21 protein-coding genes are annotated in these 24,621 nt (G+C 69.9%); 17 read left to right on the forward strand and 4 right to left on the reverse strand.

Annotation, left to right across the window (positions count from 1 at the left end; all coding sequences use genetic code 11):
* Positions 1–5 precede the first annotated feature (5 nt).
* The 16 genes from AC3ANR_RS05000 to AC3ANR_RS05075 all read left to right on the forward strand — a co-directional run bounded on the left by AC3ANR_RS05000 (position 6) and on the right by AC3ANR_RS05075 (position 18,848).
* The gene (locus tag AC3ANR_RS05000; protein ID WP_488290774.1) at positions 6–554 is read left to right on the forward strand and encodes a TlpA disulfide reductase family protein; all 549 of its coding nucleotides are present in this window, start codon (positions 6–8) and stop codon (positions 552–554) included.
* A 127-nt stretch (positions 555–681) separates the two neighbouring features.
* The gene (accB, locus tag AC3ANR_RS05005) at positions 682–1,137 is read left to right on the forward strand and encodes an acetyl-CoA carboxylase biotin carboxyl carrier protein (RefSeq protein WP_488290775.1); all 456 of its coding nucleotides are present in this window, start codon (positions 682–684) and stop codon (positions 1,135–1,137) included.
* Positions 1,138–1,158: 21 nt separating this feature from the next.
* Complete coding sequence (accC, locus tag AC3ANR_RS05010) at positions 1,159–2,508, forward strand: acetyl-CoA carboxylase biotin carboxylase subunit (RefSeq protein WP_488290776.1); 1,350 nt, start codon at positions 1,159–1,161, stop codon at positions 2,506–2,508.
* Between the two features lie 12 nt (positions 2,509–2,520).
* Positions 2,521–3,402, forward strand: a complete 882-nt coding sequence (gene prmA / locus AC3ANR_RS05015) for a 50S ribosomal protein L11 methyltransferase (protein WP_488290777.1) — start codon at positions 2,521–2,523, stop codon at positions 3,400–3,402.
* 26 nt (positions 3,403–3,428) lie between these two features.
* Positions 3,429–4,481: a DUF3426 domain-containing protein gene (locus AC3ANR_RS05020; RefSeq protein WP_488290778.1), complete on the forward strand. Its 1,053-nt coding sequence runs from the start codon at positions 3,429–3,431 to the stop codon at positions 4,479–4,481.
* A 19-nt stretch (positions 4,482–4,500) separates the two neighbouring features.
* Entirely contained in the window at positions 4,501–5,382 is an 882-nt protein-coding gene (locus AC3ANR_RS05025) for a carbohydrate kinase family protein (protein ID WP_488290779.1), read from the forward strand.
* A gap of 306 nt (positions 5,383–5,688) precedes the next feature.
* On the forward strand, positions 5,689–7,149 hold the full coding sequence (locus AC3ANR_RS05030) for an Ig-like domain-containing protein (RefSeq protein ID WP_488290780.1): 1,461 nt from the start codon (positions 5,689–5,691) through the stop codon (positions 7,147–7,149).
* Positions 7,150–7,437: 288 nt separating this feature from the next.
* Positions 7,438–8,856, forward strand: coding sequence for an undecaprenyl-phosphate glucose phosphotransferase (locus AC3ANR_RS05035; RefSeq protein WP_488290781.1), 1,419 nt, complete (start codon positions 7,438–7,440; stop codon positions 8,854–8,856).
* Between the two features lie 65 nt (positions 8,857–8,921).
* Positions 8,922–10,292 (forward strand): GNVR domain-containing protein, encoded by a 1,371-nt coding sequence (locus tag AC3ANR_RS05040; protein ID WP_488290782.1) that lies wholly within the window; start codon positions 8,922–8,924, stop codon positions 10,290–10,292.
* A 21-nt stretch (positions 10,293–10,313) separates the two neighbouring features.
* Positions 10,314–11,081 carry a tyrosine-protein kinase family protein gene (locus tag AC3ANR_RS05045; RefSeq protein ID WP_488290783.1) on the forward strand — a complete coding sequence of 256 codons (768 nt, stop codon included), beginning with the start codon at positions 10,314–10,316 and terminating at the stop codon, positions 11,079–11,081.
* Between the two features lie 43 nt (positions 11,082–11,124).
* Positions 11,125–12,420: a hypothetical protein gene (locus AC3ANR_RS05050; RefSeq protein WP_488290784.1), complete on the forward strand. Its 1,296-nt coding sequence runs from the start codon at positions 11,125–11,127 to the stop codon at positions 12,418–12,420.
* A 5-nt stretch (positions 12,421–12,425) separates the two neighbouring features.
* Entirely contained in the window at positions 12,426–13,664 is a 1,239-nt protein-coding gene (locus AC3ANR_RS05055; protein ID WP_488291754.1) for a glycosyltransferase family 4 protein, read from the forward strand.
* Positions 13,661–14,899: a glycosyltransferase family 4 protein gene (locus AC3ANR_RS05060; protein ID WP_488290785.1), complete on the forward strand. Its 1,239-nt coding sequence runs from the start codon at positions 13,661–13,663 to the stop codon at positions 14,897–14,899. The genes AC3ANR_RS05055 and AC3ANR_RS05060 overlap by 4 nt, the downstream gene beginning before the upstream one ends.
* Complete coding sequence (locus AC3ANR_RS05065; protein WP_488290786.1) at positions 14,896–16,188, forward strand: lipopolysaccharide biosynthesis protein; 1,293 nt, start codon at positions 14,896–14,898, stop codon at positions 16,186–16,188. The genes AC3ANR_RS05060 and AC3ANR_RS05065 overlap by 4 nt, the downstream gene beginning before the upstream one ends.
* Before the next feature lie 302 nt (positions 16,189–16,490).
* Entirely contained in the window at positions 16,491–17,681 is a 1,191-nt protein-coding gene (locus AC3ANR_RS05070; protein ID WP_488290787.1) for a hypothetical protein, read from the forward strand.
* Positions 17,682–17,789: 108 nt separating this feature from the next.
* Positions 17,790–18,848, forward strand: coding sequence for a UDP-glucuronic acid decarboxylase family protein (locus tag AC3ANR_RS05075; protein ID WP_488290788.1), 1,059 nt, complete (start codon positions 17,790–17,792; stop codon positions 18,846–18,848).
* Here AC3ANR_RS05075 and galE read toward each other — a convergent pair.
* Positions 18,842–19,828 carry a UDP-glucose 4-epimerase GalE gene (galE, locus tag AC3ANR_RS05080; RefSeq protein WP_488290789.1) on the reverse strand — a complete coding sequence of 329 codons (987 nt, stop codon included), beginning with the start codon at positions 19,826–19,828 and terminating at the stop codon, positions 18,842–18,844. The genes AC3ANR_RS05075 and galE overlap by 7 nt on opposite strands.
* 67 nt (positions 19,829–19,895) lie before the next feature.
* A complete protein-coding gene (locus tag AC3ANR_RS05085; RefSeq protein WP_488290790.1) occupies positions 19,896–21,779 on the reverse strand; it encodes an alpha/beta fold hydrolase in 1,884 nt (627 codons plus the stop codon).
* Between the two features lie 205 nt (positions 21,780–21,984).
* Here AC3ANR_RS05085 and AC3ANR_RS05090 point away from each other — a divergent pair, with 205 nt between their 5' ends.
* Entirely contained in the window at positions 21,985–22,746 is a 762-nt protein-coding gene (locus AC3ANR_RS05090; protein WP_488290791.1) for a response regulator transcription factor, read from the forward strand.
* On the opposite strand, the gene AC3ANR_RS05095 is transcribed toward AC3ANR_RS05090, so the two are convergent.
* Complete coding sequence (locus AC3ANR_RS05095; RefSeq protein WP_488290792.1) at positions 22,747–23,514, reverse strand: SDR family oxidoreductase; 768 nt, start codon at positions 23,512–23,514, stop codon at positions 22,747–22,749. It abuts the gene before it with no gap.
* Between the two features lie 78 nt (positions 23,515–23,592).
* On the reverse strand, positions 23,593–24,621 hold the full coding sequence (locus AC3ANR_RS05100) for a branched-chain amino acid ABC transporter permease (protein WP_488290793.1): 1,029 nt from the start codon (positions 24,619–24,621) through the stop codon (positions 23,593–23,595).

The raw sequence follows: 24,621 nt of genomic DNA on the forward strand, positions 1-24,621 counted from the left end.
AGACGATGACCGAAACGACGACAAAGGAAGCCACTTCGCGCCGGCGGCTGCTGACCCTGGGCGTGGGGGCGGCGGCGGGCCTCGCCGGCATGGGCGCCGCCTGGTGGATGCTGCGGCCGTCGGACGCCGATCCGGCGGCGTTGCGGGGGTTCTGGGACCTGCGGTTCGCTACGCCGTCGGGCACCGAGCTGGCCATGGCCAGCCTCCGCGGCAAACCGCTGCTGGTGAATTTCTGGGCCACGTGGTGTCCACCTTGCGTGGAAGAGATGCCTCTTCTGGACGCGTTCGCGCGCCAACATGCGGCCAATGGCTGGCAAGTCGTCGGCCTCGCCATCGATCAACCCAGTGCCGTGCAGCGCTTCCTGGCGCGCACCCCGGTCAGTTATCCGATCGGCCTGGCGGGCCTGGAGGGCACGGAATTGAGCAAGTCGCTCGGCAATGCCGGTGGGGGACTGCCATTCACGGTGGTCCTGCGGGCCGACGGCAGCCTGCGGGAGCGTAGAATGGGTCGGTTGACGACGGCCGACCTGCAGGGGTGGGCGTCGCCGGCCTGAGGCCGTCTCCGCAGGCTCCGCCTGCCGCGCTTCGATCGCGAATTCGAAGTAGTTGCCCGCAGAAAATTACATTTAGCGTCTTTTTGCGGTACATTCGCGAACTTTGTCACAGGACGCTGGAGCCTTCATGGACTTGCGCAAACTCAAGACGCTGATCGACCTGGTGTCGGAATCGAACGTCTCCGAACTCGAAATCACCGAAGCCGAAGGCAAGGTCCGGATCGTCAAGGGCGGCGTGCCGATGGTGCAGCAGCTGGCGCCGGCTCCGGCGACCCTGGTGGCGCCGGCCCCCGCCGCCGGCGTGCCCACCGCGGCGCCTGTCGCCGCAGCGGCGCCCGAGGCGCCGGTTGGCCACGCCGTCAAATCGCCCATGGTCGGCACGTTCTACCGCGCGTCCAGTCCTGGGGCCAAGCCGTTCGTGGAGATCGGCACCCAGGTCAAGGAAGGCGAGACGGTCTGCATCATCGAGGCGATGAAGATCCTCAACGAGATCGAGGCCGACAAGAGCGGCACGATCAGCAAGATCCTGTGCGAGAACGGCCAGGCGGTGGAGTACGGCCAACCGCTGTTCATCATCGAGTGACGATCCGGTAAGCGCTCACTCATGTTCAAGAAGATCCTGATCGCCAACCGCGGCGAGATCGCCCTCCGTGTCCAGCGCGCCTGCCGCGAGCTCGGCATCAAGGCCGTGATGGTCTATTCCGAGGCGGACCGCGAGGCCAAGTACGTCAAGCTGGCGGAGGAAGCGGTGTGCATCGGGCCCGCCCCGTCGCCGCAGAGCTACCTCAACATGCCGGCCATCATCTCGGCGGCCGAAGTGACCGACGCCGAGGCGATCCATCCCGGCTACGGCTTCCTGTCCGAGAACGCCGACTTCGCCGAGCGGGTGGAAAAGAGCGGCTTCCAGTTCATCGGCCCCACGCCCGAGTCGATCCGCATCATGGGCGACAAGGTCTCGGCCAAGCAGGCCATGATCAAGGCGGGCGTGCCGTGCGTGCCCGGCTCCGAGGGCGAGTTGCCCGACGACCCGGCGATGATCCGGCGCACCGCGCGCGCCGTCGGCTACCCGGTGATCATCAAGGCCGCCGGCGGCGGCGGCGGCCGCGGCATGCGGGTGGTGCACACCGAGGCGGCCCTGATCAATGCCGTGCAGATGACCAAGGCCGAGGCCGGCGCCGCCTTCGGCAATCCGGCGGTGTACATGGAGAAGTTCCTCCAGAACCCGCGCCACATCGAGATCCAGATCCTCGCCGACAAGCACCGCAACGCGGTCTACCTGGGCGAGCGCGACTGCTCCATGCAGCGGCGCCACCAGAAGATCATCGAGGAAGCGCCGGCGCCGGGCATTCCGCGCAAGCTGATCGAGCGCATCGGCGAGCGCTGCGCCGCCGCCTGCAAGAAGATCGGCTACCGCGGCGCCGGCACGTTCGAGTTCCTCTACGAGGACGGCGAGTTCTATTTCATCGAGATGAACACGCGCGTGCAGGTCGAGCATCCGGTCACGGAACTGGTCACCGGCATCGACATCGTCAAGACGCAAATCCTGGTGGCGGCCGGCGAGAAGCTGCCGTTCACGCAGCGCGACATCCAGCTGCGCGGCCATGCCATCGAGTGCCGGATCAACGCCGAGGACCCGTACAAGTTCGTTCCCTCGCCGGGGCGCATCACGCTGTGGCACGCGCCCGGCGGCCCGGGGGTGCGCGTGGACTCGCACGTCTACAACAACTACTTCGTGCCGCCCAACTACGACTCGATGATCGGCAAGATCATCGTGCACGGCGACACGCGCGAACAGGCGCTGGCCCGCATGCGCACCGCGCTGCTGGAGACGGTGGTCGAAGGCATCAACACCAACATCCCGCTGCACCGCGAGCTGATGGTGGACGCCAAGTTCATGGACGGCGGCACCAACATCCACTACCTCGAGCAGTGGCTGTCGCAGCACAAGCGCTGAAAACCCTGCGGCATGTTCGAGTTGCGCCTGCTGGTCGCCGAGGACCAGGTCGAAACCGTCGGTGAGGCGCTCGAAGCCCTGGACGCGCTGAGCGTGTCGGTGGAGGACGCCGACGCACAGACCGACGCCGAGCAGGCGCTCTTCGGCGAGCCCGGCCTGCCCCCGCCCAAGGAAGGCTGGCAGCGCTCGCGCGTGCTGGCGCTGTTCATGCAGCGCGAAGCGGCGGCCGAGGCCGCCACGCTGCTGCAGGCGCAGGACTTCTTCGCCGGCGGGCAGGTGCTCGGGATCGAGCAGGTGCCCGACCAGGACTGGGTGCGCCTGACGCAGTCGCAGTTCGCGCCGGTGGAGGTCACGCCCGAGTTCTGGATCGTGCCGACCTGGCACGAGCCGCCGGCGCAGGCCCGCCAGGTGATCCGGCTGGATCCCGGGCTCGCCTTCGGCACCGGCACGCACCCCACCACCCGCATGTGCCTGCGCTGGATCGCCACCCATGGCCTGGCCGGCCAGCGGGTGCTCGACTACGGATGCGGCTCCGGCATCCTGGCCATCGGTGCGGCCAAGTACGGCGCGGCCACCGTGGACGCCGTCGACATCGACGAGGCCGCCGTGCGGGCCACGCGGGACAACGCCGCCGCCAATGGCGTTGCCCTGCAAGCCGGCCTGCCGGAGCTCGCGCGGGGCGAGTACCAGACCGTGCTGGCCAACATCCTGGCGACGCCCCTGAAGGTGCTCGCCCCGCTGCTTTGCGCGCATGTCGCGTCGGGCGGCCACCTCGTGCTGGCCGGCATCCTGGAGCGCCAGGCCGCCGAGTTGCAGGAGGCCTATGCGCCGTTCGTGCGCCTGGACATCAGCGACCGCGAGGACGGCTGGATCCTGATGACGGCGACGCGCTGAGGCGCGCCTTCTACAATCCCGGGCCCATGAGCATGATCACCGGGTGCCCGGCCTGCGGCACCCTGTTCAGGGTGGTGCCCGACCAGCTGAAGATCTCCGACGGCTGGGTGCGGTGCGGCCACTGCTCGGAAGTCTTCGACGCGGCCTCGCACCTGCAAGCCGGAAACGCGCTCGATGCACCGGAGGGCGCATCCCCGCTGGCCGAGCCGCAGCCGTCCGCGGCGCCGCAGGCCGAACCGCCGCTGTCGGCGCCGCCGACCACCGTCCCCCAGGACCAGCCCGAATCCGAGCCGGACGTCGAAGCGTCGGCGCCGGGGCAGGGGGCACTGGCGGAGCCGCCGCTGTCGATGCTGCTGCGCCGCGAGGAACCCGCCTCGGTTCCCGCCCCGGCGCCGGCCGCCCCCGAGGTGGACCTGGACGACCTGCTCTCCTATCCATCCCCCGTCGATTCGGTGCGCTCGGAAGTGGCCGCCTCGCGGCCGCCCCGGTTCGACGACGACGACGATGACGACGACGACGACGACGGACCGCTGCGCCTGGACGCTCCGGAGCTGGACGATGTGACGTTCGTGCGCGAGGCGCGCCGCAAGGCGCTCTGGCGCCGGCCGCTGGTGCGCGTCGCGCTGCTGCTGCTGGTCATCGGGCTGGCCGCCCTGCTGGCCGCGCAGGTCGCGGTGCACGACCGGGACCGGCTCGCGGCACTGCACCCCGAATGGCGGCCGGCGCTGCAACGCCTGTGCGCGCCGCTCGGTTGCCAGCTCGGCGCGCCGCGCCGCATCGAGGCGATCGTCATCGACAGCAGCGGCTTCACGCGCCTGCGTCAGGACACCTACCGCCTGACGCTTACCTTGAAGAACCAGGCGCCGCAACCGGTCGCGGTGCCGGCCGTGGAGCTCACGCTCACCGACGCGCAGGACCAGCCGGTGCTGCGGCGCGTGATCCTGCCGCGCGAACTCGGCGCCACCGCCGAAACCATCCCGGCCACGAGCGACTGGTCCGCGTCACTGGCGCTGGCCGTCAATGCCGGCGCCACCCCGGGCCGCGTGGCGGGCTACCGCCTGCTGGCCTTCTATCCCTGACTTCACCCATTCCAAGACCATGGCAGCCGTCATCTGCGGATCCCTCGCGTTCGACACCATCATGAATTTCGAGGGCCGCTTCGCGCAGCAGATCCTGCCCGACCAGCTCCACATCCTGAACGTGTCGTTCCTGGTGCCGGGGCTGCGCCGCGACTTCGGCGGCTGCGCGGGCAACATCGCGTACGCGCTCAAGCTGCTGGGCGGCGAGCCGCTGCCGATGGCCACGCTGGGCACCGACGGCACCAGCTACCTGGAGCGGATGGGCAGCCTGGGCATCAGCACCGAGTTCGTCCGCCAGGTCGAGGACAGCTACACGGCGCAGGCGATGATCATGACGGACCGGGACAACAACCAGATCACCGCCTTCCATCCGGGCGCGATGATGCAGGCGCACGTCACGCGCATTGAGCCGCGCAGCGACATCAAGCTGGGGATCATCTCGCCGGACGGCCGCGACGCCATGCTGCAGCACGCCGAGCAGTTCCATGCCGCGGGCATCCCGTTCGTCTTCGATCCCGGCCAGGGCCTGCCGATGTTCGACGGCCGCGAGCTGGCCGCCTTCGTCGAGCAGTCGACCTGGGTCACGGTCAACGACTACGAGGGCAAGATGCTCACCGAGCGCACCGGCTGGTCCGCGGCCGAGATCTCGCGCAAGGTGCGTGGGCTGGTGGTCACGCTCGGTGCCGAGGGCTGCGAGGTGTGGACCGACGGCGAGAAGACGCACGTGCCCGCGGTGCAGGCCGCCGCGGTGGTCGACCCCACCGGGTGCGGCGACGCCTGGCGCGGCGCGCTGCTCCATGGCCTGGAGCAGGGGTGGCCGCTCGCCCGCTGCGCCGAGCTCGGTAACCGCGTCGGTGCCGCCAAGATCGCCAGTCGCGGTCCGCAGAACTGGACGCTCTGACCGCGGGACGACGGGTCGGATCGCGAATCCCCAGTCACGCCGCCCGATTTCATGCCCTTTCGGGGGCTGGTTTCACCATGCGGTGACACCAACGGTCGTGGTCGCAACCCAGCGTAACAGCAGCTCTGCGGTGCATGCGCCGACTGTCCAGCTAGCGCGGCGGAATCCGGTCCTGCCCGGCCATTCCTGACTCAACAACAGCTTACAGATCAGTAGCCCGATAGCTCATCGGCTACCTACCATCCGGGCCTCGACGGCTGAGCTCGATTGCAGCTCAGCCTCTCCACCCCCCCAACCCGGATCGGTATGAACAGAGCGCAACAGACATTTCTCGCAGGCCTGATGGCGATGGCCGTGACGACGCAGGCCTCGGCCTTCGACTACGGCATCAACAACCACCGCGGCAGTGCAGCCAATGCCCAGGTCGCCGGCATCATGAAGAGCCGCAACTTCAAGACCGTCCGGCTGGACATGATCTACACGGACGACCAGACCATGCTGCGCGACCAGATCAGCAAGGTCAAGGCCAACGGCGGCTATGCCGAGCTCGTGTTGCAGAACTCCTACCAGTGGGACAACTCCTGCAACCCGAACCTGTCGTTCGTGGAGACCGACGCCTACAACCAGACGCTGGCGATGGTCAACAAGATGCGTGACCTCGTCACCGACTTCGAGATCCTGAACGAAACCCAGCTGCGGCCGGAGACCCTCAGGGAAGTGCCGTTCAACAGCGCCGGCACCAGCACGACGCCGTACCAGAACAAGCCCTGCTACGCCACCCTGGCGGCGATCCTGCGCGGCATGTCGAACGCGGTGCATGCCGCCAACGGCCGCGTGATCCTGGGTGGCGTCGGCCGTGACTTCGGCTTCTTCTCCTTCATGCAGCAGCAAGGCGTGAAGTGGGACGTGACCGGCTACCACATCTACCCGAGCGTGACCAACGGCAGCCTGCTCAACGACACGTGGTACGGCACGGGTGGCCCGCTGTACCAGCTGTCCCTGTTCGGCCGTCCGCTGCACCTGAACGAGTTCAACTGCGGCGAGATGTATGCCGGCGGCTACGTCAACACGACCGGCTCGACGACGAGCGAGAACTGCCTGAAGGCGCTCACCAGGCACCTGAAGGACCTGCGCAGCCAGACGATCATCAACATGGAGACGCTGCACTTCTACGAGCTGCAGGACGAGCCCAGCAAGGCGGCGCCCGAGAACATGTTCGGCCTGATGTACGACCTGAACACGCCGAAGGTCCAGCTCTACCTCGTGACGGCGTTCACCGGCGGCACCCTGACCGCGGCCGAGCGCTACGAGATCACCAAGCGCGGCCTGCTGACCGACGCGGAGATCACGGCGATGCAGTCGCCGACGACCAGCACCAGCACCGGGACGACCAGCGGCACGACCAGTGGCACCACCTCGGGCACGACCAGCGGCACCACCAGCGGCACCACGAGCGGAACGACCACGGGAACCGGCACCACGGCCGACACCCAGGCGCCGGCCGTCACCATCACCAGCCCCGCCAACGGGTCCACGTTCGCCCGCCGCTCCACCATCACCGTGAGCGCGAGCGCCACCGACAACGTCGCCGTCAAGCAGGTGAGCTTCTACCTGAACACCAACCTGGCGTGCACGACGAACCAGGCGCCGTACCAGTGCCAGATCCAGCTGCCGGCCGGCCGCCGCTGGAGCGGCGCGGTGAACGTGCAGGCCACGGACGCGGCAGGCAATGTCGGACGCGCTTCGGTGAACGTCTCCACGCAATAAGAAGAGACAAGTGACCCGGGGGCCGGCGCGCCGGCCCCGAACTCGTCGACTCCATCCGGAGCCGCCCTCCACGCAGCGTGGAGGGCGGCTCCTGTCGCTTCTGGCGCCGCAAACGGCGCCGGCGCGCATCGCCACCGACGAGCGCACGCCTTTCCGACGTGTCCTAGGACAGCAGGCCCAGGCGATGGCTGCGGCGCGCCAGCGATCCGTGGGAGCAACCTGCTATTGCCAGCGTTGAGTCGCCAGCAAGAATGAACCCGACGAACAACAAGGCGGAAGGTTCACTCAATGCAATCCGAGGTGCACGAAGCGCGCTTCAGCATGGCGATGACGGCGGACCCACCACGGATGGCGTTGTCGCTGGCCGATCCATTCGTCGTGATCCTCAGCTATGTCGCGGTGCTCATGGCGCTGGGGCACCCGGTGCAGGAGCGCGACCTGATCGTGATCCTCGTCGTCGCGTTGCTGGCCTTCCCGGGCACCGTGCCGTTCCGCACCTTCGGCGTGGAAGTCGTGCTGCGCCTCGTGCTGCGTTGGGCGTTCATCATGACTTTCCTGGTCGCGCTCGGCACGGTGGCAGGCCGCGTGCTGTACCGCGCCGGTCCGCTGTTCGATCCGCTGGTCATCGCGATCTGGACGGTCACTGCGTTGACGGCCCTGCTGGCGGTGCATCGCCTGTCGGCCTGGGCGGCGCCACGCATCGCGCGACTGTATCGGCGGCAGGGCGCCGTGATCGTGGGCGTCAATGCCGTCGCGCTGCGCCTCGGCACGATCCTCGAATCCGCCGAGGGCGAGAAAGAGGGCCAGCAGCTGCTCGGCTATTTCGACGACCGTGCGCCCGCGCGCGGCGCCCCGCTGGCGCGCAACGTCAGGCTCCTGGGCCGCTTCTGCGACCTGGGGGAGTTCGCCAAGCGCAACCGGATCTCGGTGATCTACATCTCGCTGCCGATGTCGCCGCAGCCGCGCGTGCTGGGGCTGCTGCGCGAGCTGCAGGACACCACGGCGTCCGTCTGCTTCGTGCCCGACATCTTCCTGGCCGACGTCATCCAGGGCAGCGTCCGCCTCGTCGGCGGCGTGCCGACGCTGGCGGTGTGCGATACGCCGCTGCACGGCGTCTCCAGCTTCCTCAAGCGCTTGCTCGACGTGCTGCTGACCGCGGCCGCGCTCCCGCTGCTGCTGCCGCTGATGGTCGTGATCGCGTTGCTGATCCGCGTGAGCTCGCGCGGGCCGGCCATTTTCAAGCAGCGGCGGTTCGGCCTGGATGGCCGCGAGATCTGGGTCTGGAAGTTCCGCACGATGCGCGTCACCGAGGACGGCGACCGCAACTACCGGCAGGTCACGCGCGGCGACGACCGCGTCACCCCGCTCGGCCGGTTCCTGCGCAAGACCTCGCTGGACGAGTTGCCGCAATTCCTGAACGTGCTGGCCGGCACGATGAGCATCGTGGGTCCGCGGCCGCATCCGCTCGCGGTCAACGAGCAGTTCCGCAAGCTCATCCCCGGCTACATGGTCCGCCACAAGGTCAAGCCGGGGATCACGGGCTGGGCGCAGATCAATGGCCACCGGGGCGGCGACGACCTCGACGCCATGCGCAAGCGCACCGAGTTCGACCTCCAGTACCTGAAGTCCTGGAGCATCGCCCTGGACCTGCTGATCATCTGGAAGACGGCCGTCCTGCTGCTGATCGGTGATCGCAGGGCGTTTTGACATGGGCATGGTGCATGCCGGGGCGGTCCCCTTCCGGGCCCGCGCGGCCAGGGCAGGAGACTGAGATGCAGGTGCGATGGCTGTTGCAGGTGCTGCGGGCGCGTTGGCGTCTGGGCACCCTCGTGTGGGTCGCCGTCGTGGGCGCCATCCTGGCGGCGACCACGCTCGGTGGCTGGAAGTACAGCGCCAGCAGCACGCTGCTGGTGGACGCCAAGCCGCAGGACACCAGCGCCGGTCTGGTGGCGCAACCGCTCAATCCGCTGCCCACCGAGATCGAGGTGATCCGCAGCGAGCGGGTCGCGCGGCGCGCCATCCAGCTGCTCCGGCTGGATGAGCAGGCTGGCTGGCGCGACCTGTGGCAGCGCAAGACCAAGGGCAGCGGCGACTTCCTGGTCTGGCTCTCCGAGCAGCTCCTCGCCCAGCTGGACATCCGCTCCGCGCGGGACGCCAATGTGCTCACGCTGTCGTACACGTCGGCCTATCCGAGCACCGCCGCCGCGGTCGCGAACGCCTTCGCGCAGGCGTACCTGGACGTCTCCCTGGAGCTGCGGCAGGAACCGGCCAGGGAGTACGCCAACTCGTTCTCCGACACGGCCCGGAAGCTGCGCGCCAACCTGGAAGCGGCGCAGCAGAAGCGGGCCAGGTTCCAGCAGCAGAACAGCCTGGTGGCCAGCGGCAGCCTCGACACCGAGATGCTGCACCTGGCGGAGCTCAATTCGCAGGTGGTCGCGCTGGAGGCGATGTCGGCCTCGGCCTCGAGCCGCCAGCGGCAATCGCGCAGCGGCCAGGCCGGCATGGAGGAGGTGCTGCGGGACCCCGTCGTCGCCGCGCTCACCTCGGAGCTGTCGCGGCAGAAGACGCGGCTGGCCGAGTTGCAGACGCGCTACGGCGACCAGCATCCGTTCGTGATCGAGCTGCGTGACGGCATCGCGGAGCAGCAGTCGCGCATCGGTGCCGCCGCCGGGCGGGTCAAGGCGACGGTCGCCACCGAGGACCGCGTCGCCGGCGAACGGCTGGCGCAGGCGAAGTCGGCACTGAACCAGCAGCGCGCCCGCGTGCTGGCCATCACCTCGCTGCGCGACCAGGCCGGCGTGCTCGAGCGCGAGGTCGAGAGCGCGCAGCGCGCGTACGACGCCGTCCTCACGCGCTCGAGCCAGGCCGCGCTCGAAAGCGGCGGAACCCGCCGCAACATCTCCATCCTCAAGGCCGCGGCCAGGCCGCTGCTGCCCAGCTGGCCCAAGCTGCCGCTGATCGGCGCGGCCGCCGCAGTGATCGGCTTCGTGCTGGCCCTGTTCTCGATCTTCGTGCGGGAACGCCTGGACATGCGCCTGCGCTCCGGGCAGGACCTGACGACGCTGCTGGGCGTGGCGCCCGTCGCCGTGCTCGGCAACACACGGCTTCCCGGTCGCCGTCCCCCCCTGCTCGCGGCGCCCTGACGCCCTTTCCGGAACCCGCTCATGTACCACGACGAATACGCCACCGAAGGATCCCGCCGGGCCGCCGAGGAAGGGGGCGCGATCGGTCCCGTGCGGGCGGAGCAGTTGCCCGAGCGGCTGCGGCACAGCCTGCAGGTGCAGTCCACGATCATGGGCCGCATCGTCGCCTGCGACGAGCTCGTCGCGGCCGTCGAACCCTATGGGGAGCAGTCGGAGACGCTGCGCGAGCTGCAGAACGAGTTGCGCGAGGCCTTCCCGTCGCGCGTGATCGATCGCGCGATCACCATCGTGAGCCCGGATGCGGGCGACGGCCGCAGCTACCTGGCCGCCAACCTGGCCATCAGCTTCGCCCAGTCGGGCCGCGCCCTGCTGATCGACGCCAACCTGCGCGGCCCGCGCCTGCACACCATGTTCGGCATGGACCGCGGACCAGGCCTCGCCGAACTGCTCGCCGGGGATTTCCAGTGCGGGGCCATCCATCCGGTGGCCGAGCTGCCGGGCCTGCATGTGGTCAGCGCGGGCGCCGCGCACGCCAATCCGCTGGAGCTCCTGCACGGCCCCAATTTCGGGATCTTCCTGCAGGAAGTCGCGCGCAAGTTCGATGCGGTGATCCTGGACACGCCGGCCGATTCGCACGGGCCGGATGCACGCGTGATCGCCGCCAGGTCCGGCGCGGCACTCCTGATGGGCAGGCACGGACGCAGCCGCATCTCGGCGCTGAAGGCGCTCACGGCACGCCTGCAGCGCTCGCGGGCGACCATCGCCGGCATGGTGATCAATGCGCATTGATCCCGCGCACCCGGCGCTGCCACGGCCTGCCACGCAGCGGGCCTTGGCGCTCCCGGGTGACCGCCTGCTGCTGTGGCTGTTCGTGATCTACCTGGGGACGCTGCTGGGGGAGGGGCCCCTGCGCTACGGGCTGGCGCTCAGCGGCTTGCCCAATGCGCTGTACCTGCGCGACGCGATCCCGATCGGCACGGTGCTGTTCCTGTTCGCGCGGCGGCTGTGGATCGACGGTGCCGTGGACGCCGGCATCGCCGTTCCGCTGGGCATCCTGCTGGCGCATGCCTGCATCGGCGTCATCAACGGCCTGTCGCCGTTCGCGATCGGCTTCGGCCTGAAGATCTTCGTCGTCCTGTGGTACGGCATCGCCATGTGGCCGCTGGTGGAGCCGCGCTTGCGCGCGGCGCTCACGGTGGCGGCCTGGATGTTCTGGATCAGCGCCATCGGCATCCTGATCAACTCCATCGTCGGCCGCATGCCGTGGGAGGCGTTCGAGTACGACACGGCGTTCGGCGTGATGTCCACCACCCGGATGTGGTGGATCCCCGGTGGCATCTCGCGCCTGCCCGGCTTCACCCGGACCTCGTTCGACGCGGCGATGATCCTCGGCGTGACCGGCCTGCTGGCCATGCTGCGGCTGCGGGGCAGGTGGCCCCGTGCCTTCGTGGCCGTGGTCGCCCTGGCGGCCATCGTCGCGACGACGAGCAAGGGCATGATCATCGCGTTTCCCGTGGCCGCGGCGTGGGCCCTGGCCAGCCGCGACGGCGGCCGCCCGACGGCCGGCATGGTGCTGGTGGCGGCCCTGGGTGTCTTTGCGCTGGCCCTGCCCACCGCGATGGGCACGCTCGGCACGAATGTCTCGTCCGCCGGATTCCCGCCGCTCATCATCTCGGTCTGGGAACGCTTCGCCGAGGGCTGGCCGGGTGCCTTCGACATCCTGGCCCGCGCGCACCTTCCCCTGGTCGGCACGGGCATCGGCGGCATCGGGACGCCGCAACTGTTCGGCCGTGCCCCGCACGAGTTCAATCCCGCGGACAGCCTGGCCCTGTACCTGATCGTCAACTTCGGCGTGCTCGGCGTCCTCTACTACGTCGCGCCGCTGCTCGCGCTGGGGGGCATCCTGCGGCGGCACGAGCGCGCGGCGCAGCGCGTCTACATCGGGCTGCTCCTCATCGCCTACGGCTACGGCTTTTCGATCAACATGATCGAGGAGACGTTCTTCTCCGCCGTCATCGGGATGGTCCTGGGAATGGTCTTCGTCTCGCCTGGCACCGAGCGGCGGACGTCACCGGCCTCGGCGGCAGGGCGTCCCGCCACCCGCGCCGGCCGCATGACCGCCGCGTGACCACCATGCATGTCCTGGTCGTCAGCGATTTCGCCCACGTCAACGGCGGCGCCGCGCAGGTGGCGGTGCAAAGCGCCGCGGGACTGGCCGATGCCGGTCATTCCGTGACGCTGTTCGCCGCCGAGCCGGGTGCCGCGGTCGCGCCGCGCCGCCCACGCCTGGAGGTGGTCTGCACCGGCCAGCACGAGATCGCGGGCGACCCTTGCCGCGCCCGCGCCTTCATGCAGGGACTGTGGAACGTGCGGGCGGCCGGCACCATGCGGACGTTGCTGGCCCAGCTCGATCCGCAGGACGCCGTCGTGCACGTCCACGGCTGGACCAAGGCGCTGTCCTCCAGCGTCATCCGCGAAGCGCTGGCGGGCGGCTTCGAGGTGGTCGCCACGATGCACGACTACTTCGCGGCGTGCCCGAACGGCGCCTTCTTCAACCATCCGAAACAGGAGCGCTGCTTGCTCACGCCGCTGAGCGCGGCTTGCGTCGGCACGCAGTGCGACTCGCGCGGCTATGGCCAGAAGCTCTGGCGCGTGGGACGCCAGTACGTGCAGCAGCACGCCGGCTGGTTCCCGGGGCGGCTGCGCCACTTCATCACCATCTCCGACCTGAGCGAGCGGGTGCTGCGCCCCTTCCTGCCCGCGCAGGCCGTGTTCCACCGCGTGCGCAACCCGATCGAGGCGGCGCTCGAGCGGCCCGCCGATGTCGCCGCCGGCAGGGGATTCGTCTATGTCGGGCGCCTGTCGCCCGAGAAAGGCCCCGTGCTGCTGGCGCGTGCCATGCGCGGCGTCCCGGCGCCGTTGACCTTCGTGGGCGATGGGCCGATGGCGGCGGCAGTGCGCCAGGCGCATCCCGCCGCCGTGCTGGCCGGCTGGCAGGCGGCCGCCGCGGTGCGCGCGCACATCCGGCGCTCGCGGGCGCTGGTCCTGCCGTCGCTCTGGTACGAGACGCAGGGACTGGTCGTCAACGAGGCGGCCGCCCTGGGCGTGCCGTCGATCGTGCCCGACGAATGCGCCGCGCGCGAGTCGCTGGTCGACGGCGTCACCGGGCTGTGCTTTCGCAGCGGCGACGAGGAGGACCTGCGCAGGAAGATCGCCTTGCTGGACACGCGTCCTGACTACGCGGCGGCGCTGGGCGCCGCCGCGTACAGGAGGTTCTGGAGCGACCCGCCGACCCTGGAGCGGCACGTCGAGGGGCTCGAAGGCGTGTACGGGGCCGTGCTGGCGAAGCCGGCCATGGAGCACGCCGCATGAAGACCCTGGTGCTCAGCGAGCTGTACCACCCCCACCAGGTGGGCGGGGCCGAGAAGGTCGCGCGCATCGTGGCTGAAGGCCTGTGCGCGGCCGGTCACGAGACGGTCGTCGCGGCGACGGTCCCCGGGCCGGCCAGCGGCCGCCGGGAGTGGAATGGGGTGCGCGTCCACGACGTGGCACTGCGCAACATCTACTGGCCGTACGGCAGCGGCAAGCGCGCGCTGCTCAAGCCCGTGTGGCACTTCCTGGACAGCCACAACCCGATGATGGAACAGGCCGTGGGCCGGATCATCGACGAGGAACGGCCCGACGTCGTGAACACGCACCGGCTGACCGGCTTCTCCTCCGCTGCCTGGCGGGCGGCCAACGCCAGGGGGGTGCCGGTGGCCCATGTCCTGCACGACTACTCGCTGATGTGCCCGAAGAGCACCATGTACAGCAACGGCTGCAACTGCGAGCGCCAATGCAGGTTGTGCGCGCTCTACTCGGCGCCCAACCGCGTCAACTCGCGCCTGGTCGACTACGTGGTCGGCGTCAGCGCATTCGTCCTCCAGCGGCACCTGCAGGCGGGTTACTTCAGCCGGGCGGTCCGCAAGACCGTCATCCACAACGCGGTCGCGCCGGCAACGCCCGCCGCCGCCCAGCGGCGACCGGGCGAGCCGCTGCGGCTGGGATACGTGGGACAGTTGCTGCCGATCAAGGGGATCGAGCAGCTGGTGCGCGTGATGGCCCGTTGGCGCGCGGACGAGTGCACGCTCGTGGTGGCGGGCAAGGGGCCGGCGGATGTCGAATCGGCGCTGCGCGGCGCAGCGCCCGCCAACGTGACCTTCCTCGGCTTCGTCGATCCGGCCGAGGTGTACCGCAACATCGACGTGCTGGTGGTTCCCTCGCTCTGGCACGAGCCCTTCGGCCTGATCGTGCTGGAGGCGTACGTGCACGGCGTCCCCGTGATCGCGTCCGACCAGGGCGGCCTGCCCGAGATCGTCCAGCCCATGAAGACCGGCCTGGTCTACGCGACGCAGGACCCCGACGGCCTGTCGGCAGCGATCACCCGCTTCCTGGCCGACCCGGGCCTGGCGCGCCGCATGGCGCCGCAGGTGCTGGCCTGGGCCGAGCGGTTCGGGATCGATCGGATGCGGCGCGACTACGTGCGGCTGCTGCAGGAGGCTGCCGGCGGTCCACGCGCAGGCGACCTGTTGCGCGCCACGCTCCCTGCGGATGCCTCGCCATCGTGAAGCGGCTGCGCACGCTCCTGGACAACTGGCGGGGTCCGATGTCGCTGGTGGGCAGCCACGTCGGCCAGATCGCGCTGCAGGCGCTGCTGTTCTTCCTCCTGACGCGCGGCCTGGGTGCGCACGAGTTCGGACGGGTCGCGACGATCGTGGCCATCTCGTCGGCGCTGCTTCCCTTTTCCAGCCTGGGCCTGGGCAACGTCGCGATCATGCGGCTGGCGCGCCGAGAGGGCGTGGCGGCCACTTACGTCGGCAACGCCGTCGCCGTGACGACCGTGACGGGGCTCGGCGCCGCGGCGATCGCCACCGTCATCGCGGTCCTGTTCGTCCCCGACCCGGAGGTGCTGGCGCTCGCCTTGCTGTTCTCCTGCTCCGAGATCCTGCTGACCAAGTACGTGGATGTGCTGGCGCATGTCTTCCTCGGCCTCGACGAGCACCGCTGGCCGATCGCGTTCTATTACTGCCTGACCGGATTGCGCGTCCTGTGCGCCGCCGGGCTGGCCTGGTTCGCTGCCGCTCCGACCGCCCTGCAGTGGGCCATGCTGCACATCGCATCGGGGGCCGTCGCGGCACTGTTCGTGTTCATCGTCTGCGTTCGCCGGCTGGGCGCGCCGCGGCTGGACTGGCGGCAGGCCTGGCGCGATGCCAAGCTGGGATTGACGTTCTCGGTCTCCCTGTCCGCCCGCAGCGTGTACACCGATGGCGACAAGGCCGTGCTGGGGCGCTTCGGCGCGATGGCGGAGGTGGGGGCGTACACCGCCGCGTTCCGCGTGATGTACATGGCCTTCGCGCCCATCGTCGCGTTCCTCGTCGGCATGCAGTCCCGGATGTACCGGGCCGGCGGCGAGAGCGGGTTCCATGGCGTGCGCAGCAGGTTCCTGGGTCCCGCCGCCGCGTGCGCCGGCTACAGCACGGTGCTGGCGGTCGGACTCTACGTCGCGGCACCCATGGTCCCCCTGCTGCTGGGGCCGCAGTTCGGCCCTTCGGTGGAGGTCCTGCGCGACCTCGCCTTCCTGCCCGTGCTGCTGACGTGCCAGGCGGTCGGCTCGGAGGCGCTCGTGGCGGCCGACCGCCAGCGCACGGTCGCCGCGCTGCAGGCCGGCGCCGGTGCTGTCTCCATCGGACTGAACCTGCTGCTGGTGCCCGCCTATGGCTGGAAGGGATGCGTCATGGCGGCATACATCACGCAAGGCCTGCTGCTCGCTGCCGTGCTGGCGGCCATCCGGATCGCCGGCGCGCATGCGGCCAGGCTGGCCGAGAGCGCCCGGACGCCCAAGCTGAACGCCTTGTGAGCGCCTGGCCATGCGACTTCTGCATCTGTTGGCCCGCGCGCCAGCCGCCCCGCTGCGGTGCGGACCGTGGAGGCATGGTCCTTGTCGCATGTCATGGGCCGGCAACTGGTTGGTTCCTGCTATTGCGTGGACCCCACCGACCACAAGAATGGGTTGGACGTGCCATCCGGCCTTCCAGAACCGCAACCTCCCATGAACATGCCCACCATCGCCGACCTCAGGCCGAGCCGCGGCGTCCACCGCCGCCTGGGCTGCCTCGCTCCGTCGGCGGCCCGCCACCCATCGAGCAGGCGGCAGCGCGCATGAGGATCCTGGCCACGCTCCTTGGGGTCTGCGTCCTGGCGCTGTCGCCGGCGGCTGCGGCGGCTTTCGATCTGGGGATCAACACCCACCGCGGCGGCGCCTGGAACGCCCAGGTGGCCGACCTCATGAAGCAGCGCAACTTCAAGAGCGCCCGCATGGACCTGTTCTGGGACCAGGACCCGGCCGCGCTTCGTGACCAGGCGGTGCGCATCCGCGACCAGGGCGGCAACGTGCAGGTCTCGGTCCAGATCTCCTACCAGTGGGACAACAGCTGCAATCCGGACCTCGCCTTCGCCGAGCGGGATGCCTACGGCCAGACGGTGGCCGTGGTCAACGGCGTCAAGGACGTCGTCCAGGACTTCGAACTGCTGAACGAGACCCAGCTGCGACCGGAAATCACGAAGGAGGTGCCGTGGAACACGGCCGGCATCGCCGTCGGGCCTTACCAGGGCAAGCCCTGCGTGGCGACACTGGCGGCCGTCCTGCGCGGGATGTCGCGGGCCGTCCACGACGTCGGCACGAGCTCGGGCCTGCCGCTGCGCGTGATCCTCGGGGCGGTCGGGCGCGACTTCGGCTTCCTGACCTTCATGCAACAAAGCGGCGTGCAGTTCGACGTCGTGGGATACCACATCTATCCACGCCTGGAATCGAGGAGCCTGCTGGCGGACGCGTGGTATGGCGCGGGAGGGCCGCTCGCGCAGCTGGCCTCGTTCGGCAAGCCGGTCCACATCAACGAGTTCAACTGCGGCGAGATCTGGGACGCGGGCTACGACAACCGGGAGGGCAGCGCCACGGCCGAGGCCTGCCTCAAGAGCCTGGCCAGGCACCTCAAGGACCTGCGCCGGCAGAAGTTGGCCACGCTGGAGTCCGTCCACTTCTACGAGCTGGTCGACGAGCCGGGCAAGGCGCCTCCGGAAAACCACTTCGGCTTGATGCAGGACATCGCGACGGCGAAGCCGCACCTGGCGCTCGCCACGGCCTTTGCCGGCGGCACCCTGTCTTCGCAGGAGCGGTCGGCGATCACCAGCCGCGGCCTGCTCACCGACGAGGAGATCGCGGAACTGCGGGCCGCCCACGGTGCGGCGACCACGACGCACCTGGAAACGCGGGGGCGCCGGATCCTGGCCTGGCTGTCCTCGAAGGCCAGGCAGGTGGCCGGCCTCCAGCCGGTCGTGCCCACGAGGAACTAGCGGCGAGCCGGGCATGCCAAGCGCACTTCATCACCGATCCGTGCCGGCAGCGATGGATCACCACCTCGGCCCGCGGGCCTGCTTCAATGCTTGAAGGGAGAAAGAGACATGAGGAACTACGACTTGTCCAAGCGCGTCCTCGTCACCGGCGGGGCGGGCTTCCTGGGCAGCCATCTGTGCGACAGGCTCATCAACGATGGGCATGAAGTCGTCTGCGTCGACAACTTCTTCACCGGCACGCGCGCCAACATCGGCCACCTGCTGGGACACCCGCGCTTCGAGCTGATTCGCCACGACGTGACCTTTCCCCTCTATGTCGAGGTGGACGAGATCTACAACCTGGCCTGCCCCGCCTCGCCGGTCCACTACCAGCACGACCCCGTGCAGACGACCAAGACCAGCGTTCACGGCGCGATCAACATGCTGGGGCTGGCCAAGCGCGTGGGGGCCAGGATCCTGCAGGCGTCCACCAGCGAGGTCTACGGCGACCCCGACGTGCACCCGCAACCGGAAAGCTACTGGGGCAAGGTCAACCCGATCGGCCTGCGGTCCTGCTACGACGAAGGCAAGCGCTGCGCCGAGACCTTGTTCTTCGACTACCACCGGCAGCACCGGCTCCAGGTCAAGGTCGTGCGCATCTTCAACACCTACGGGCCCCGGATGCACCCCAACGACGGCCGGGTGGTCTCCAACTTCATCATGCAGGCCTTGCGCGGGGAGCCCCTGACCATCTACGGCGACGGGTCGCAGACACGCAGCTTCTGCTACGTGGACGACCTGATCGAGGCGATGGTCCGCACGATGGCGACCGGCGATGAATTCACCGGGCCCGTCAACATCGGCAACCCCGGCGAGTTCTCGATGCTCGAACTGGCCGAGCGGGTGATCTCCGCCACCCAGTCGGGCAGCAGGATCGTGCACCAGCCGTTGCCGGCCGATGACCCGAAGCAGAGGCGGCCCGACATCTCGCTCGCCAACGCCATGCTCGGCGGGTGGAAGCCGAAGGTGGGGCTGGCCGAAGGCCTGCTGAAGACGATCGACTATTTCCGGGCCCACTTTCCCGTGGCCGCGAGCATCCCCATGGCCGTCGCGCCCATCCCCATCGCTGCCCCGCCCGCAGCCAGAGGCAACCGCCGCGAGAGCGTGCTGGCGGCCAGCGTTCAGTAGGCCGGATGCTGGTGCCACGCCCAGGCGTGGCCCAGGATCGTCTCAAGGTCGGCATACCGCGGCGACCAACCCAGGACGGTGCGCGCCTTGCCGGCATTGGCGAACAGGGCGGCCGGGTCGCCGGGGCGCCGGTCCCGGATCCGGAACGGGACCCGGATGCCGGTCACCCGCGATGCCGCCTCGATCACCTGCAGCACCGAGAAGCCCTGGCCGTTGCCGAGATTGAATGCGGTGCATCCGTCGTGCCCGGCCAGGTGCTCGAGGCCGAGGAGATGGGCGTCGGCCAGATCGCACACATGCACGTAGTCGCGCACGCAACTGCCATCGGGCGTGTCGTAGTCGTTTCCGAAGACCGAGACCTCGGGCAATCGGCCCGCCGCCGCCGCCAGCACCAGGGGAACCAGGTGCGGCTCCGGGTCATGGGATTCGCCGATCGGCTCCGACGGATGCGCGCCCGCCGCATTGAAGTAGCGCAGCAGCACCGCGCGAAAGCCGTAGGCCGCGCAGAAGTCCGCGATCATGCGCTCGCAGAACAGCTTGCTCGCTCCGTAGGGGCTGATCGGGGCCTGGGGCGTGGTCTCGGCGACTTCCGTCGTCGGCGGCAGCCCGTACGTCGCGCAGCTGCTGGAGAAGATCAGCCGCCGGATCCCGGCGTCGTGCGCGGCCTCGAGCAGCCGCAACGTGCCGCCCACGTTGTTGCGGTAGTACGTCTGCGGATCGGCAACGGACTCGCCCACGTACGCCTTGGCGGCGAAGTGCATCAAGGCGACGGGGCGGTGGCGCCGCATCACCTCCAGCACGCGCTCGCCGTCTCCGATCTCGCCGATCTCCAGCGGACCCCACCGCACCGCTTCGGCGTGGCCGGTGCTGAGGTTGTCGTACGTCACCGGCCGATACCCGGCTGCCGCGAGCGCGCAGCAGGCATGGCTGCCGATGTAGCCGGCGCCTCCCGTCACGAGAACCGTGCGGTCTGGCGTCATGGAGCGCCGTCCTTGCGCAGCGCGCAGCGAAGCGCGCGGGCGACTCGGTTCGCGAGGACGGGGCGCCTCATTCCAGTCCGACCTGGGGCCGCAGCGACGCACCGCCTGTGCGTCGGGGAGCCGGCGGCACCTGCGGGCGGCGGCGCGCCGTCACGCGCTTCAGCAAGCCGGTGAGCTCCCTGATCGCGGTCTCGGCGTTGCCGGGCCTGGACAGGGTGTGGTCGGCATGCTGGATGGACGCCATGTGGAAATGGGGCGTGCCCCGCAGCCGCTGGCCCGATCCGCCGAAGTGGTATTCGACGTAGCCGCGGCCCTCGTCCGCATCCCCGACCAGCAGCAGGACCTCGGTGCCGTCCCGACAGAGTTTCCTGATCACGTTGCGCACGCCGTGCCGTTGGCCGGCGAGCCACGCCGAGCATTCCCTCCACCGCTCGCCGACCAGGACGGAGATCCTGTGGGCGATCCAGCCGAAGTTGAATTCGCGCCGCGCCAGGCGGCCCCAGTTGTGGCGCCTGAAGACGGCGCGCGCATAGGAGCGCAGCGAGCGCACGTGCAGCTGCGGCGCACGCTGCCAGTCGCCCACCTCGTCGGGCGAGCTCCAGTGCAGCAGGCGCGTGTTGATCAGCGCGAGGCCCTCGACGCGGCGGTCGCGCATGGCCGTCTGGAACGCGACATACGACCCCGAGCAGATGCCGCCCAGCACGAACCGGCGGCAGCCGCGCTGCGACAGCGCGTCCATGGCGGCCACCGCGTCGTGGACCGACGCCGGGTCGTAGAGTCGGGCCTGCCCGTCCACGGACGGGCTGTCGCCCATGCCGGCCAGGTCGAGCCGGACGACGGCGTACCCCTCGGCGGCCAGCGCGCGGGCGAGCCGGACGTAGATGCGGTTCGGCCCCACACGGTAGTTCTCGCCGACGTTGAACAGGAGCACCGTGGGAGCGTCCGCATCGTGCCGCGCGGTGGGTTCGGTGAGGACGCCGCAGAGCGCGCCGGGGCCGAGCTGGAGCACGGTCTCGCGCCACGGGCCCGTCGCCCAGGCGGCCGGTCGCGGCGCCGCCGCCGGTGGCGCATCGGATGGGGCAGGGCAGGCACTGGCCAGCCAGTCGGTGATCGACCGCAGCGACTGCTCGCCGAGCATGCCGGCGGTGCCCCCTCGCATCATGGCCGCATAGCCGGGCAGGACGCGCGCATCCACCTGCGCGGCGCCCAACCTGGCGGCGAGCGCGGCGCCTTGCGCAGGCAGGTCGTCCCGTTGCGCGACCAGGACGGGCAGGCCGGCGCGCAGCGTGAGCCGGCCCGCGTCCAGCGCGGCCAGCTCATGCAGCGTCTGCGCCGAGTACCGGTAGCCGAACGCGAGCAGCGAGCCGTCTTCGCCGGTGACTCCGGCGGCCTTGAGCTCGCGCGCCCAGGCCTTGCCGCTGGCCGGCGCGGCCCAGGCGAGCACGGCATCGACCGCGTGCGCCAGCCGCGCGGCAGCGTCGAGCGCCAGCACGCCGCCCAACCGCACGCCGAGCAGGCAGACCTGCCGCGCGCCCGACAGGCGGCGCGCCTCCGCGACGGCGGCATCGAGGCTTGCTTTCCACGCACCGACCTGGTCGGGTTCGTCCCCATCACCCTCCGAGTCGCCGGTGCCCTGGTAGTCGAAGCGCAGCACCGGCCAGCCCGCGTCGGCCAGGGCGCGAGCCAGCTGGACCACGGTCGGATAACTCAGGACCGCCTCGTGCCCGAGCGGAGGACAGATCACGACCGTGGCGTCGAAGCGGCGCTGCGGGGGCGCGTGGTACCACGCGAGACAGGTCCCGGCCGGCGCCGGCAAGGCCAACGGTTGCGCCGGTGCGCAGGCGGCGGCCGCGGCTGGCTCTTCGATCAACGACATGGCTTCGTCACCCGGATCCCTCCTGCCTCGCTGCGTCGGCGCGCGGCAACTCATCGCAAGGGGCCGGTCATGCATTCATTCACGTACCCCTCGAGCATTGTGAGAAGCGCCGCTGCCGCGCCGAATAGGACTCTTCTCCCAATCTCGACCTGGGCCAGGGCCAGGCCAACTGAGCTTTTCCAGTTTCCGCAAACGATGCAAGTTTCTGCAAGAACCGGTGCGGTCCGTGCTCCCCGGACTAGCATGGGTCAACCAACAACAACACTCCTTTGTGACCGACATGGACATCGTCCAGGAGAGCACGATTCGCGTTTTCGTCGCAGCGCAGCCGGTGTTCCGCTGGGGGTTGGTGCGGTTGATCGAATCCGCCGCGCCGGGGTTGCGGCTCGTGGGCGTGGGCCTGACGCTCGACGACGTGGAAGCCGCGGCGCTGTCCGTCCTGGACGTGGTGCTGATGGATGCCGACCAGGAACCCGCCCTGCGCCAGCGCGTGGCGCTGATGCGCCGGCTGCCCACCATCGCACTGACGTCCTCGGACTCGTCCGCGCTGGACTGGGCGCTGGCCTGCGGCCTGCGCGGTGTGGTGCGCAAGACCGACCAGCCCGAAACCCTGCTCAAGGCGATCCGCAAGGTGCATGAAGGCGAGATCTGGGCCGACCGGCAGGCGACGACGCGCATCCTGTCGGGCCTGTGGCGCCGCGCGGTGCTGCCCGTGAGCGACAAGGAGCGCGAACGGATCGCCACGCTCACGCGCCGGGAGATCGAGACGATCAGCGCGCTCGCGCGCGATGCGGCCGCGCCCTGCAAGGTGATCGCGGACCGCCTGAGCATCAGCGAGAACACGCTGCGCAACCACCTCACCTCGATCTACGCGAAGCTCAAGGTCCACAGCCGCGTGGACCTGTACGCGTTCGCGTCCAAGGCGGGGCTGCAGGACACGGACCAGCACCCGGACGCGGGCTGGTCGGTCAATGGCTTCGGGCCGGCCTCGCGCCGCCGCAACGGCGTGGACCGGGCGCCGTTCGGCGACCTGGACGGCTAGCTAGCCGCGGGCGTGCGTGACGCCGCCATCGACGACGATCGTCTCGCCGACCACGTAGTCGCCCGAGCGGGCGGCCAGGAAGATGGCCGCGCCGGCCATGTCCTCGTCGTTGCCGATGCGCCCGATGGGCACGCGCCGCGCCACCTCCTCCGCATGGTCGCGCGCCTGCTTGTTCATCTCGGAGGCGAACGGCCCCGGCGCGATGCCGCTGACCACGATGTTGTCCTGCGCGAGCCGCAGTGCCATGCGCCGGGTGAGGTGGATCAGGCCCGCCTTGCTCGCCGCATAGGAATACGTCTCCCACGGATTGACCGAGATGCCGTCGATCGAGGCGATGTTGATCACCTTGGCCGGTCGGCCGGCGGCGGCCGTGCGCAGCTGCGGGTACAGCGCCTGGGTGAGGAAGAAGGGCGTCTTCATGTTCAGGTCGACGACCTTGTCCCAGCCCTTCTCGGGAAAACTCTCGAACGGCTCGCCCCAGGCGGCGCCGGCGTTGTTCACGAGGATGTCGAGCGCGGGCTCCCGGCTCGCGATCTCGGCGGCCAAGGCATGCGCGCCTTCGACCGTCGAGACGTCGGCTGGCAGCGAGATGCACGTGCCCAGCGTGGCGAGCTCCGCCGCGGTGTCGTCGCAGGCCTGGGCCTTGCGCGCCGAGATGTAGACCTTGGCGCCGTGGCGCAGGAAGCCGGCGGCGATCATGCGGCCGATGCCGCGCGAGCCGCCGGTCACGAGGGCCACGCGGCCCTTGAGCGAGAAGAGATCGTCCATGGCTGTCTCCTGTGGGTGGACCGCAAGGCTAGGGCAACGCCCGCCCGCGGCCAATCACCTGGAGGACAGCCGCGGGGGTCAGGCGCGGCGCTGGCGGCGCCGGTCGCGCCAGGCGAGCAGTTCGCCGACCACACCCTTGCGGAAGGCGAGCACGCAGACGACGAAGATCACGCCGATGATCACGTTGACCCACGCCCCGACCTTGTCGGCCAGCAGGTCCTGCAGCGCGACCACCACGCCGGCGCCGAAGACCGGGCCGAAGAAGGTGCCGACGCCGCCGAGCAGGCTCATGAGGATGACCTCGCCGGACATCGACCAGTGCACGTCGGTGAGCGAGGCAAAGCCCATCACCAGGGTCTTGAGCGATCCCGCCAGCCCGGCCAGCGAGGCCGACAGCACGAAGGCCAGCAGCTTGTAGCGGTCGACCTCGTAGCCGAGCGAGACGGCGCGGGGCTCGTTCTCGCGGATCATCTTCAGCACCTGGCCGAAGGGCGACGTCACGACACGCAGGATGCCGATGAAGCAGGCGACGAAGATGGCCAGCACCACGTAGTAGGTGGTGGTGTCGGAAGCCAGCGACAGCACGCCGAACAGCTGGCCGCGGGGCACGCCCTGCATGCCGTCCTCGCCGCCGGTGAACGGCGCCTGCAGGGCGACGAAGAACACCATCTGGGCGAGCGCCAGCGTGATCATGGCGAAGTAGATGCCCTGGCGGCGGATCGCGATCAGGCCGACGAGGAGGCCGAGGAAGGCGCCCGTGGCCGCGCCGGTGAGCAGGCCCAGCTCCGGCGTCCAGCCCAGGGCCTTGATGACCCAGCCGCCCACGTAGGCCGCGCCGCCGAAGAACGCCGCGTGGCCGAACGACAGCAGGCCCGTGAAGCCCAGCAGCAGGTTGAACGCGCAGGCGAACAGGGCGAAGCACAGGAGCTTCATCACGAACACCGGGTACAGCCCGAGCAACGGCGCCGCCAGCGCCAGCGCCAGCAGCGCCAGGTAGGTGACGCGCACTCCCCGCCCCAGGTGGGTGGTGGTGCTGGCCGTCGCGTCGGCTGCGGAGGCGTCGCCGGGGGCCGTGGTCGCCGCGGTGGTGGTGGTGGAGGTGGACAT

This window comes from Ramlibacter sp. JJN2-2R (assembly GCF_057747835.1).